This window comes from Aquimarina sp. BL5 (assembly GCF_003443675.1).
Lineage (GTDB): Bacteria > Bacteroidota > Bacteroidia > Flavobacteriales > Flavobacteriaceae > Aquimarina.
Map to the genome: position 1 here is coordinate 99,344 of NZ_CP031963.1, position 13,591 is coordinate 112,934.

Genomic DNA, 13,591 nt, shown 5'->3' on the forward strand with positions numbered 1-13,591 from the left:
TCTAGAATTACGATTAACGATTTTCGAATAGTTTTTAATAAGTTTAAGACCTTTTTAATTAAATGTTTTTATTTTCAGGTTTGTAATTGACTATCTTAAAAAATATGGAAAGTGAAAAATTGTAAAACTGAACGTTTACATCGTAATTAATAAGAATGCAGACACAAAATATAGGATTGATCATAATAGCGGGAATAATTGCATTAGTTATAGCGCTATTCCAATATATGTATAAGGCAAAGAACAGAACCAAAAGGAACTTGTTCTTTGCTTTTTTACGTTTTCTAAGCGTATTCGCATTACTGGTTTTATTAATTAACCCAACATTTCGAAAAAATACATATTATACAGAAAAACCAACATTAGTAGTTTCAGTTGATAATTCTTCTTCAATAAAACATCTTAATCAAGATCAACAAGTATCACAGTTTGTAAACCAGATCCAAACAAATAAAGAGCTTAAGGAACGATTTGATATAAAGTACTATTCTTTTTCTGATGATTTAAAGGATACCATAAGCCTTAGTTTTAATCAGAAACAAACAAATATTTCTAAGGCGTTAGATAATCTGGATCAGATTTATAAAAACTCTAATGCTCCTACAATATTAGTTACAGATGGTAATCAAACTTATGGTCGAGATTATCAATTTAGAAGTAATGCTTATAAACAGCAGATTTACCCGGTTATAGCTGGAGATACTATAAAGGTAACCGATACTAAAATCCAACAGCTTAATGTAAATAGATATGCATATCTTAAAAATAAGTTTCCAGTAGAGGTCATTCTTACATATTCTGGAACTGAAAATATAAACACTCGGTTTGAAGTAAAATCGGGTAGAAATATGATATATTCTCAACCGGTTTCTTTTTCTAAAGAGAATAATTCTAAAGTAATCAATTTTACATTAGCGGCTAGTAATGCTGGTGTGTTACAATATAATGCTACGCTTATTCCTGTCGATAATGAAAAGAATAAAGTCAATAACAGCAAGGATTTTGCAGTAGAAGTCATTGATCAGAAAACGAATATACTGTTGATTAGTGATATGACTCATCCGGATTTAGGCACGATCAAAAAAAGTGTAGAAAGTAATGAACGTAGAAGTCTTACTATTATTAAGCCATCCGAAGTAAAAGATATTGATGAATATCAATTGATCATTTTATATCAACCCAATGCCAGATTTAGAGGTGTTTATGAAAAAATAGAAAATGTTAGAAAAAATCGGTTTACGATTACTGGTGCTAAAACTGACTGGGCATTTCTTAATAAGATTCAGAATAAATACAGGCAAGAAATTACCAGACAAACAGAATATTATTTACCAAGATTTAATGCTAACTACGGAACATTTCTAGCAGAAAATATCGGTTTTGAAGGATATCCACCATTGATTGGAACCTTTGGCGAAATAAATGTTGATTTTTCTCACGATGTACTTTTAGAAAGAAATGTAGGTAATATTACTACAAATGAACCTATGTTGGTTACTATAGAGGATAATGGACTAAGAGAAGCAGTTTTATTGGGTGAAGGTATATGGAGATGGAGGGCCCAGAATTATCTTGATAATAAGAATTTTGAAAGTTTCGATGATTTTTTTGGAAAGTTAATACAATATCTAGCTTCTAATAAACGGAAAAGTAGATTAAATACTATTTCAGAATCTTTCTATTATGGAAATGCCAGTATTAAGATCAAAGCAGAGTATTTTACGAAAAACTATGAGTTTGATCGTAGAGGAAGCCTAAATATAGTTGTTAAAAATAAAGATAGAGAAACATCTCAGACAATACCGATGTTACTAAAAAACAACTCGTATGAAGCTGATCTTAGTAGTTTGTCATCTGGTAATTATGATTATACTGTAATAGTTACAGGTGAAAATATATCACGCTCCGGAAGTTTTAGCATTTTAGATTATGATGTAGAACAACAATTATTGAATGCAGATGTAACGAAACTAAGACAAGTAGCGACTAATACTGAAGGAAAGGCTTATTTTATGGATCAAAATAGTGTTTTGATTCGTGATCTGATTGAGGATCAAAGGTATCAGGCAATTCAGAAGAGCAAAGAAAATATCGTATCTTTAATAGATTGGAAATATCTTTTAGCAATTATAATATTTTTACTAGCTGTAGAGTGGTTTATGCGAAAATATAATGGGCTTATTTAAAAATTTAAAACTAAACATTTATCATGGAAAAATTACCTAAAATAGGGTTACCTATTCTAATTATTATTGTACTGACAATTGTCTTTATTTCAAAATCTACAGTCACTATCGGCTCCGGAGAAGCTGGAGTGCTTTATAAAACGTTTGGCGGAGGAGTTGTAACTGATGAAGCACCCCTTGGGGAAGGTTTTCACTTAGTGTTGCCTTGGGATAAAGTGATTGTATATGAAGTAAGGCAGCAAGAAGTTTTTGAGAAAATGCAAGTACTTTCTTCTAACGGTCTGGAGATAAAATTAGATGCATCAGCGTGGTTTCAACCTCAATATGAAAAATTAGGATTACTACACCAACAAAAAGGAGAAAATTATGTGCAAAGAATATTATTACCAACGATAAGATCTGCAGCACGTAGTGTGGTAGGTAGATATACACCAGAGCAATTATACTCTAGTAAAAGAGATGTTATTCAGAAAGAAATTTATGAAGAGACTAAAAAAATTGTTGGAGATCAATATGTACAACTTAATGAAGTATTGGTGCGTGATGTAACTTTACCGCCAACTATTAAAGAGGCAATTGAACGTAAGTTAAAGCAAGAACAAGAATCCTTAGAGTATGAGTTCAAATTAACAAAAGCTCAAAAGGAAGCAGAAAGACAAAAAATTGATGCAGAAGGTAAGGCAATTGCTAATCAAATCCTTAGTGCTTCGTTAACGGATAAAATTCTTAAAGAAAAAGGAATTCAAGCCACTTTAGAGTTGGCAAAATCTTCTAATTCTAAAGTAGTAATTGTAGGTTCCGGAAAAGATGGAATGCCTTTAATTCTAGGAAATCAATAGAAAAAAGGTATATCTAGTATATCTTCTAAATTTAAGACCATCATATAATATGTGAATATTATATGATGGTTTTTTTATGCTTATGAATCAATTAGGTAATAATATCTAACTGCCTTTTTATCTATTGTTTACGCTTTATGAAAATACGGGTTTATAGCATTTAGTTTAAAAAAATGTATTTTAGCCTTGTTAATAATTGTTAATTTTTCTAATCAGAATTTCGCTACATCGCTATCCGTATGAACAAACAGGATATTTCTATATCTAAAATCACCAACTTACTTGATGAATCCTTTAAGCTTAGGGTTAACAATCTGAAGGATAGTGTAAAGCTCGCGACAGAAGCATTGGAGTTAAGTGAAAAAATACAAGATGATAGATATATTGGTAAAAGCTTAAATATGCTTTCGTTATATAACATGATTCGCGGAAAAGGGAGTAAAGCATTGTCTTTTGCTGAAAGAGCTATCGAATGTTTCGAATCTTTAGAAGATGATAGAGGAATTGCAGATGCTAAATATAGTATTGCTGGAATACATTATAAAACAAACAATTATCATCTTGGGATGATATATCTTATTGACGCCTTGGTTATTTACCAAAAGTATGATGATTGGCATAATCAATCACGTACTCAAAAATCATTAGGTACTATTTATGAAATTTTAGGAGATGAAAATAACGCCTTTGAGGCCTATAGAATAGCAATTGAAACTGCAAAAAAATGTAATAATAAAAATCTTGAATCCAACGTTTATAATCCAATGTCTGGAATGTTGCTTAAAAATGACAAACCTAAAGAAGCTTTAGAGATTATTAATAAATCTATAGCACTTAAAAGGGAAACAAAAGATGATAGAGGGTTTGCTTTTGCTATTTATGGTCGTGGTAAGGTATATAATTACAATAGAAAGTATGAAGAGGCTAGAGCTGATTATTTGGCAGCATTGAGTATTCATGAAAAGTTTAATGATGTTTTTGGTATAGGAATGACAAAACATAAACTCGCTCAATTATATCTTGAAACAGGAGAGAATGAGAAAGCCAAGGTGATACTGAAAGAAGTGGTAACTTTTGGAGAAAGATATAACCTGTCCAGAACAAAATTTAAAGCCAGTCATCTTCTTTATGAAATATATAGTAAAGAAAATAACCACAAAAGGGCTTTAAGATATCTTGAAAGTTATTTAGTAGAGAAAGATGCTTCAGTTAATTCTCAGACGGTAAAAGTTATCGAAAATTATGAACGTATTTCGACTTTGAAATATGAACAGCAAGAAGAAAACCTGAAACGCGAAAAAGAAGCTATTACAATAAAGAAAAAACAAGCTGAAGAAACGGCAAAAATGAGGCAATCGTTTTTATCGGCTATGAGCCATGAAATTAGAACTCCACTGAATGCTGTGACAAGTATTATTTCAATGCTTAAAGAAAGGGCAGATGCAGATGATCAAAAATTACTTACATCTTTACAGTTTTCGTCAAAAAATTTAATGCGTATTATTAATGATATTTTGGATTTTTCTAAGTTGGATTCTGATAAGATGGAATTAGAAATGCACGCGGTTAACTTTGAAGAGCTCATTAATAATATTAGAGAAACTTATTTAGGAATGGCTCTCGAAAAGGGCATAGAATTGAATGTTAATATAGATGTTACTCTAAATAAATTCTATATCCTTGATGAAACCAAGCTATTTCAAATTTTGGGAAACCTTGTAAGTAATGGGATAAAATACACAAATAAGGGATCTGTAGCTATAGATATTGAGTTAATATCTTCAGTAGGAAATATGGACACAATATCTTTTATTGTAGAAGATACAGGGGTTGGAATAGCTAAAGACGAACAAGTCAAACTCTTCGATAGTTTTTATATACCTTCAACTATTTTAACTAGAGATAATGGAGGTACAGGTTTAGGTTTAGCTATTGTTAAAAAAATTGTAGAGTTATATGGTAGCAATGTAGTTTTAACTAGTAAAAAAGGCAAAGGTTCAATCTTTCAATTCGAGTTAGTGTTACAACGATCTAAAGCGACAGTTCGGATCGATCAAAAGCAAACAAATCAATTAAAGGGTAAGACAGCAATCCTTGCAGAAGATAATGAGGTAAATGCCTTGGTAATGGGTCAATTGCTTAAAAAATGGGGAGTGAAAATAGAGCGTGTAAAAAATGGATACGACGCCGTAGAGATTGCAAAAAAGACAAAGGTTGATTTTATTTTAATGGACATCCATATGCCAGAAATGAACGGCTTTGATGCGACAAAGAATATCAGAAACTCTATAAACGAAAATCAACATACACCTATTTATGCTCTTACTGCAGATGTAACGGCGGCAAATAATAAAGACTATTTGACTTATTTTGATGGTTTTTTGTGGAAACCCTTACAAATAGATAGGCTCTTTGATACATTGGTAAACTCAAAAAAGCCTTTATGAACTATAATCCATAAAGGCTATTACTAGGTTGTGAGTTACTATTGCATTACAATTACTTATTTTTTAGTTTTTCAGCCTGAGCGGACCAGTTATCACGTTCTATACGACCTGGAAAAAACTGTATCAAATCAGTTACAGTATCTATATCCTCTTTTGTAAACTTGCTTATTTGATCAAAAGTATATATTCCAATACTGTTTAACTTCTTTTCTATAAAAGGACCTACTCCGCTAATTAATTTTAGATCATCTTTTTCTGATGCATCTGCTTTTCCAAAACTATCAAAATTTAATGTAGGTTTTTCACCAGATGTAATTGCTTTTGCGGTATCATCAGTTTCAACTGAAATAGGTTTTGAAAATGTAGTATTCGCCTTTTTGAAATTTCCATTTCTTAGTTTTTCTTTTTCTCTAAGGCATTGGTCTAATTTTTCTTGATATTTATTTTTGAGCGCCCATTTTGATAAAAACCATCCTAATAAAAATGCAATTAATAATAATAGTAGCAGACACCACCAATTTGCTTCGTTTAAAAAATCTAACATATTTTTAGTTATTTAGTTTACGGTTATTTCTATTCTTCTGTTTTTTGCTCTGTTTTCTTCTGTATCATTTGGAGCAATAGGATTTGACTCTCCTTTAGATTCTGTTGTAAGTTTCTCCATAGGAATGCCTTGAGAAGCTAGGTAGTTTTTAACATTGTTAGCTCTTTCTAAACCAAAATATTGATTCGCATTCTCGTCGCCTACATTATCGGTATGTCCCACAAGTAGTACGTTCTTGTTTGGATACTTGTTTAAATAAGTTTTGAGTTCTAATGCATAATTTGATAATGTAGCGTCAGGTTTAAATTCTTTGGATCCAAAATCAGAATACAAAACCCTATTTGCAATGCCTTTTTCAACTTCTTTTAACCTAGACTCGTCTATTTTATGAAAGTTTAGAAGGATGCCACCATTATAATATCCGTTGGTGTCATAATTATAAGTGTATAATTTCGCTTTAGTAACAATACGATCCCCGTTTATTCCAGCGTTAACTAAGATATCTTTTATAAAATTTGCTCTAGACACTCCTGCTAATGTATCTTTCTTTTGTTCTTCTGAGGTTTCATAACCAGAAATGATTAATTCCTGACCTTGATTTTGTCCAAGATAACCAGCTATTTTATTTTCAAAACCTCCAATGCCATCTGGGATATTTACTGTAAAGTCAGAGTTGTTAATTTGAAGATTTTCAGGATATCTAAAAACATCAGTGTTTTGATTATTCTTAGCATAAAAGCCATGAGCTAGTGCTAAACTATCTTCATAAGCCTTTTTTGCTTTTGCTTCGGCTTCAGGATCAATTTGTTCTTCTACAATAGAAGATCCTCTATTTCTATCCCCAAGACACCAGTTACAGGAGTAGTACCACCACATTCCCAGTAAGGAGAAAAGGATAAAAACAAAGAACGAAATTAAATTTTTCATATATTGATGATTAGTGTTAGTCTTTTAAAGTTATAAAAATGTTTTAATTAATTGATTATGATTGAGCGATTTATATCGCTAAAAAAGATGAATAGCAAAAATTTAAGCTGAAATGCATTTCAGAAAAAAATATTTTTTATACATTCGCAAAGTATTACAAAAAACATGAGAAATATTCTTATACATCATCATCATTCTTACATCTCCGCACAGGCGTGGTAAGTTGATATGTGTATAAGTTAATCATATATAATAACCCGTTTGAGCATTTTCAAACGGGTTTTTTTATTTTAAAGCTTGTTTTGAACTGATCAAACACAACAACAAAAAAGACAATGTCAAAAATTAAAATTGCTATTCAAAAGAGCGGTAGACTTAACCAGGATTCTGTTCAGATTTTAAAAGATTGTGGAATTTCTATTGATAACGGAAAAGACCAACTAAAAGCAGCTACTAGAAATTTCCCAATGGAAGTGATGTTCCTTCGTAACGGTGATATTCCTCAGTACCTAAGAGATGGTGTGGTAGATATTGCTATTATTGGAGAAAATGTTCTAGTCGAAAAAGGTAAGGATATCGCTATAGCCGAAAGACTAAATTTTTCTAAGTGTAAAGTATCTCTCGCTGTTCCGAAAGATGTAGAGTATAATTCCATTAAAGATCTTGATGGGAAAAGAATAGCTACATCATATCCGAATACAGTAAACGAATATCTTAAAGAAAAAGGAATTTCTGCTGACCTACACCAGATTTCCGGATCTGTAGAAATTGCTCCAAACATCGGTTTAGCTGATGCTATTTGCGATATTGTATCTAGTGGTAGTACATTGTTTAAAAACAATCTTAAAGAAGTAGAGATTATGCTCACGTCTGAAGCTGTATTAGCAGTTTCTCCAGGTATAAGTAATGAGAATAAAGAAATTCTAAAAAAGCTACAATTTAGAATACAAGCAGTGCTAAAAGCGAGAGCTTCTAAGTATGTATTGCTTAATGCTCCCAATGATAAAATTGATCGTATTGTAGATATCTTACCGGGAATGCGTAGCCCAACGGTTTTGCCACTTGCAGAAAAAGGGTGGAGTTCAATTCATACAGTAGTAGAAAAAAACAAGTTTTGGGATATTCTGGATGAATTAAAAGCAGAAGGAGCAGAAGGTATTTTGGTATGCCCAATTGAGAAAATGGTATTATAGTTAATGTAGACAAAATGAAAAAGATATATAATCCAGAGAAAAATACTTGGATAGACATATTAAAACGACCAACGCAGACCGTTGCAGATATAGAAAATGTAGTTTTAGATGTGTTTAGTGAAGTTAAGACTGAAGGAGATGTTGCTATTGTCAGATATACAGAGAAATTTGATAAGGTATCTTTAGATTCAATATTGGTTTCTGAAGAAGAAATAGAAAATGCAAAGCAATTGGTTAGTCAAGAACTTAAAGATGCTATTGTACTCGCTAAATCTAATATTGAGGCTTTTCATGCTGCCCAGAAAACCGAAAAAGTATCGGTAGAAACTAAGAATGGGGTGAGTTGTTGGCAAGAGAAAAGACCTATACAGAAAGTAGGATTGTATATTCCTGGAGGTACTGCACCTTTGTTTTCTACAATTTTGATGCTTGCAGTTCCAGCTAATATTGCTGGTTGTAAAGAAATAGTGCTGTGTTCACCTCCCGATAAAGAAGGGAAAATCAATCCAGCTATTTTATATACAGCGAATCTTTGTGGTGTAACCAAAATTTTTAAAGTTGGTGGAATTCAAGCGATTGCAGGAATGACGTTTGGTACGCAAACTATTCCACAAGTATATAAGATTTTTGGTCCAGGAAATCAATTTGTTACGGTGGCTAAACAATTAGCAACAAAATTTGGAGTTGCAATTGATATGCCTGCTGGCCCAAGTGAATTACTAGTAGTGGCTGATGATACGGCTAATGCATCTTTTGTTGCTTCAGATTTACTAAGTCAGGCAGAACACGGTATGGATAGTCAAGTAATTTTAGTATCTACTTCAAAAGAGCTTATTTCTGCGGTAGAAAAAGAAGTAACGAGTCAATGTGATGTATTACCAAGAAAAGAAATTGCTGAGGCGGCTATTGCGAATTCTAAACTGATTTATGTCGAAAATGATAAGGAAGCGTTAGAGTTAATCAATGAATACGGTCCTGAACATTTTATTGTGTGTGTAGCGGATCAAGATTTTTATGTAGACAATATTATCAATGCAGGTTCTGTATTTATTGGTAATTATACTCCCGAAAGTGCAGGAGACTATGCCTCGGGTACGAATCACACCTTGCCGACCAATGGATATGCTAAGCAATATAGTGGTGTAAATCTAGATAGTTTTATGAAGTCTATGACATTTCAGAAAATATCACAAGAAGGAATTAAAAATATAGGGAATGCTATAGAAATCATGGCAGAAGCAGAAGGGTTACAAGCCCATAAAAATGCGGTTACCCTTAGATTGAATAGTCTAAAAGGTTAGATAACTTTATGATTAATTGAATGTTAAAAGATGAATTGTAAAAATTGTGGGTATGATTTAGTAAATAAAGCAGAGTTCTGCCATAACTGTGGAGCCAGAGTTGTTAATAAGAGACTAAATTTAAAGAAGCTAATACAAGACTTCTTTAATAAGGTTTTCGGTTGGGAAAATAATTATTTCAAAACATTTAAAAACATGGTAATCTCACCAGATGTGATTGTCTCTGATTACATAGATGGTGTTAGAAAAAGACATATGTCTCCCATTACATTTTTGGTAATAGGAACGACTATTGCAACTTTGATATTCAATATGTTTTCTGAAAAATATTTAGAGTTAAATACAGCTGCTTTTTCAGATGAAGATACTTATCGGAATCTATTTGATCCAACAGGGAGGAAAAACAGTTTAACTACTCCCGAAGAGATGAAAAAATATGAAGAAGATTTTAAAATCTATAGGGATGGGCAAACAGAATTTCAAACAAAGTGGACCAAAGGGATGTTAAAATACTTCAATTTGGCTGCTTTTATGTTTATTCCTTTCTACACGTTAATTTCCTTACTGGTTTTCGGATGGAAAAAACATAATTATTCAGAACATTTAGTTATTAATTGTTATATACAAGGACTTTCAATGATAGGGACAACAGCCTTCTTTATTGCTGCTTTGATTATTCACCCTAATATTTATCTATTTGGAGTAATTGTAGCTTTATTCTACTATTCGTTCACGTATAAAAAACTGTATACATTGTCATTTGGCAAACTATTGTGGAAAATAGTTAAATTTCTTATTATTCTGATCTTGGTTTTTTTGATAGTCACGGTAATAGGAGGTATTCTAGTCTTTGCTCTTGGATTGGTTGGTAAAACTTAAAGGTTATAGTTTGTTATACATATCTAATTAAAAAAATAAAGAAATACATAGTTTATGAAAACTATATTAAACCTAAATCAAATAGTAAGAGAAAACGTAAAAGGATTAAAACCATATTCCTCAGCTAGAGATGAATATGTTTCTGATGGTTCTGAGATGATCTTTCTGGATGCCAATGAAAATCCTTACGAGAATGGTGTAAACCGATATCCAGATCCACAGCAACGTAGTCTAAAGGCTATATTAGCAGAACAAAATGGAGTTTCTACAAAGAATATATTATTAGGAAACGGAAGTGATGAAGTCTTAGATCTTTTGTTTCGTGCTTTTTGTGAACCTAAAGTGGACAACATTATTACATTACCACCAACATACGGAATGTATAAGGTGTTGGCAAACATTAATAACATTAGAGAAAAGGAAGTTTTGTTAACCAAAAATTTTGAACCTAATGTCTCTGAAATTCTGGAAGCAATTGATGCTACTACTAAAATTATCTTTTTATGTTCTCCAAATAACCCAACAGGTAATTCTTTCTCAGAAGAAAATATCATTAAAATTTTAGAAAATTTTGAAGGCTTAGTTGTTATCGATGAAGCATATATCGATTTTTCTGCAAAAGAAAGTTGGATCAATAAAATAGAGATGTATCCAAATCTTATCATTACACAGACATTGTCTAAAGCTTATGGTATGGCAGGTATTAGACTGGGATTATGTTATGCTTCAGAAGAAATTATCAGTGTGCTGAATAAAATCAAACCGCCTTATAATGTAAATGAACTTACTCAGAAAAGAGCATTGGATCGAGTAATGGATGTGGTAACCGTAAAAAGAGAAGTCGCTAGTATTTTAGAAGAAAGAGAAAAAATGATTACTTCTTTAGAAGCTATTTCTTTCATAAAAGAGGTATATAAAACAGATGCTAATTTTGTTTTAGTTAAAGTAGATGATGCAAATAAAAGGTATGATCAATTGCTTAAAGAAGGTATTGTAATACGTAATAGAACAACGCAACCTCTTTGTGAAAATACATTACGATTAACAGTGGGAACTTCAGAAGAGAATATAGCTTTATTAACAAAAATGACTACAATAGATAAAAATAGCCCCAATTAAAAACTTTAAATAATGAATAAAATTACATTAAAAACGCTGATACTGGCTTTATTGTTATTATCTAATCTAAACCTTTGGTCTCAGGAAGAAGCTTCGAATGAAGAGACCGTAAATATGGATGAACTGTTGTTACAGTTTCAAAAATATAAGGATAGTATCGATAAGACATTTAATTATCAAACCGGGGATGTGATGTTGGGAGATAATTTAGCACTTCTTAATGTTCCTGAAGGGTATAGGTTTTTAGATAAAGAACAAGCGAATTATGTTTTGACAGATTTATGGGGGAATCCATCAAACGGAGATTATGGATTGTTAGGGATGCTTGTAAAACAAGATGAATCTCCAGTGGATGTATCTTACGCTGTAGAGGTTTCATATTCAGAAGAAGGATATATAGAAGATGATGATGCAGAAGACATTGATTATGACGAATTGTTAGTAGGTATGCAGGATGATGCTAAAAATTCGAATCCAGAAAGAGTAAAACAAGGATATCCCACAATTAATTTGGTTGGATGGGCTTCAGCACCTTTTTACGATCAACAAAACAAAAAATTGCATTGGGCGCAAGAATATAAATTTGGAGAGGATGATGAAAATACATTAAACTATAATATAAGAGTTCTTGGGCGCAAAGGATATATCAATTTAAATGTAATAGGAGATATGGAGGTTCTTGATGATGTAAAGAATAACTTGGATCCAATATTAGCAAGTGTAGAGTTTAAAGAAGGGAATAGATATGCAGATTTTAATCCTGATTTGGATGAAGTAGCAGCTTATGGTATAGGAGGGCTTATAGCTGGAAAAGTATTAGCAAAAGCAGGATTTTTTGCACTGATTTTAAAATTCTGGAAATTTATTGCTTTAGGAATTGGAGGAGTTTTTATGGCTTTTAAAAATAAATTGTTTGGAAAAAAAGAGGCATAAATGGTCTCTACAATGAATAAGATTATGAAAAAGAAGGTATTATTTATAGATCGTGACGGGACCTTGGTTTTAGAACCGCCTGTAGATTATCAATTAGATAGTTTAGAGAAATTAGAGTTCTACCCAAAAGTTTTTCAATACATGGCTAAAATCGCGAATGAATTGGATTATGAATTGGTTATGGTAACTAATCAGGACGGATTAGGAACGGATTCCTTTCCGGAAGATACGTTTTGGCCAGCTCATAATAAAGTGATGACAGCATTCGAAAAAGAAGGTGTTGTATTTAAGGCGGTTCATATTGATAAAACATTTCCCCACGAAAATGCAGATACGAGAAAACCTAAAACAGGTTTGTTAACTCAGTATTTTGATAAAGAAAAGTATGATCTAGAAAATTCATTTGTTTTAGGAGATCGGATTACGGATATGGAATTAGCAAAAAACCTTGGAGCTAAAGGAATTTTTCTATCCGAAGATCCGCAACTTGGAGCAGATGAAATAGAAGCTGATACAGCAGCTATTAATGAAAGTATTGCGTTAACATCTACAGATTGGAAAGAGATTTATGAATTTTTAAAGTTAGAAGACCGAGTAGCTGAAATTACAAGAAACACAAACGAAACCAAAATTTATATTAAGCTTAATTTAGACGGTTCTGGTAAAAATAATATCTCTACAGGCTTACATTTCTTTGATCATATGTTAGATCAGATTGGCCGTCACGGTGCGATGGATTTAACTGTTCAGGTAGATGGAGATTTACAAGTAGACGAACATCATACCATAGAAGATACAATGATTGCTTTAGGAGAATTGTTTCATAAAACTTTAGGTAATAAATTAGGAATCGAACGTTATGGATTTTGTTTGCCGATGGATGATTGCTTAGCGCAGGCTGCAGTGGATTTTGGAGGACGTCCTTGGTTAGTTTGGGATGCTGATTTTAAACGTGAGAAAATAGGTGATATGCCGACAGAAATGTTTTTTCACCTTTTTAAATCATTTACAGATGGTGCTAAGTGTAATTTAAATATTAAAGCAGAAGGAGATAATGAGCACCATAAAATAGAAGGCATATTTAAGGCATTTGCTAAAGCTATGAAGATGGCGGTAAAAAGAGATGCTAATAAAATGTTTTTACCAAGTACCAAAGGAATGTTATAATAAATAGTACGAGTAGTTAGTATTGAGTACAAAGTATTAAGTATAGAGTTTTATAG

General features: G+C 31.9%; 11 protein-coding genes. 9 read left to right on the forward strand and 2 right to left on the reverse strand.

The genetic code is table 11. The features are described 5' to 3' along the window. The first annotated feature begins 155 nt into the window (after positions 1–155). The 3 genes from D1818_RS00535 (at position 156) to D1818_RS00545 (ending at position 5,472) form a co-directional block, all read left to right on the forward strand. On the forward strand, positions 156–2,186 hold the full coding sequence (locus tag D1818_RS00535) for a VWA domain-containing protein (protein ID WP_118455326.1): 2,031 nt from the start codon (positions 156–158) through the stop codon (positions 2,184–2,186). Between the two features lie 23 nt (positions 2,187–2,209). Beyond that, positions 2,210–3,025 carry a prohibitin family protein gene (locus D1818_RS00540; RefSeq protein ID WP_118455328.1) on the forward strand — a complete coding sequence of 272 codons (816 nt, stop codon included), beginning with the start codon at positions 2,210–2,212 and terminating at the stop codon, positions 3,023–3,025. A 239-nt stretch (positions 3,026–3,264) separates the two neighbouring features. Continuing rightward, positions 3,265–5,472: an ATP-binding protein gene (locus D1818_RS00545; protein WP_118455330.1), complete on the forward strand. Its 2,208-nt coding sequence runs from the start codon at positions 3,265–3,267 to the stop codon at positions 5,470–5,472. A gap of 52 nt (positions 5,473–5,524) precedes the next feature. Here the strand turns inward: D1818_RS00545 and D1818_RS00550 are convergent, their stop codons facing one another. Beyond that, on the reverse strand, positions 5,525–6,016 hold the full coding sequence (locus D1818_RS00550) for a hypothetical protein (RefSeq protein ID WP_118455332.1): 492 nt from the start codon (positions 6,014–6,016) through the stop codon (positions 5,525–5,527). Positions 6,017–6,028: 12 nt separating this feature from the next. Then, on the reverse strand, positions 6,029–6,943 hold the full coding sequence (locus D1818_RS00555; RefSeq protein ID WP_118455334.1) for an OmpA family protein: 915 nt from the start codon (positions 6,941–6,943) through the stop codon (positions 6,029–6,031). Between the two features lie 335 nt (positions 6,944–7,278). On the opposite strand from D1818_RS00555, the gene hisG reads away from it, so the two are divergent. The 6 genes from hisG to hisB are packed head-to-tail and all read left to right on the forward strand — an operon-like array spanning position 7,279 to position 13,535. Continuing rightward, positions 7,279–8,136, forward strand: a complete 858-nt coding sequence (gene hisG / locus D1818_RS00560; protein WP_118455336.1) for an ATP phosphoribosyltransferase — start codon at positions 7,279–7,281, stop codon at positions 8,134–8,136. A gap of 14 nt (positions 8,137–8,150) precedes the next feature. Beyond that, entirely contained in the window at positions 8,151–9,437 is a 1,287-nt protein-coding gene (hisD, locus tag D1818_RS00565; protein WP_118455338.1) for a histidinol dehydrogenase, read from the forward strand. 30 nt (positions 9,438–9,467) lie between these two features. After that, positions 9,468–10,316, forward strand: a complete 849-nt coding sequence (locus tag D1818_RS00570; protein WP_118455341.1) for a DUF3667 domain-containing protein — start codon at positions 9,468–9,470, stop codon at positions 10,314–10,316. Positions 10,317–10,370: 54 nt separating this feature from the next. After that, the gene (hisC, locus tag D1818_RS00575) at positions 10,371–11,435 is read left to right on the forward strand and encodes a histidinol-phosphate transaminase (protein WP_118455343.1); all 1,065 of its coding nucleotides are present in this window, start codon (positions 10,371–10,373) and stop codon (positions 11,433–11,435) included. Between the two features lie 12 nt (positions 11,436–11,447). Then, positions 11,448–12,368 carry a DUF2167 domain-containing protein gene (locus D1818_RS00580; RefSeq protein ID WP_118455345.1) on the forward strand — a complete coding sequence of 307 codons (921 nt, stop codon included), beginning with the start codon at positions 11,448–11,450 and terminating at the stop codon, positions 12,366–12,368. A gap of 24 nt (positions 12,369–12,392) precedes the next feature. After that, positions 12,393–13,535: a bifunctional histidinol-phosphatase/imidazoleglycerol-phosphate dehydratase HisB gene (gene hisB / locus D1818_RS00585; RefSeq protein ID WP_118463389.1), complete on the forward strand. Its 1,143-nt coding sequence runs from the start codon at positions 12,393–12,395 to the stop codon at positions 13,533–13,535. Positions 13,536–13,591: the final 56 nt, after the last annotated feature.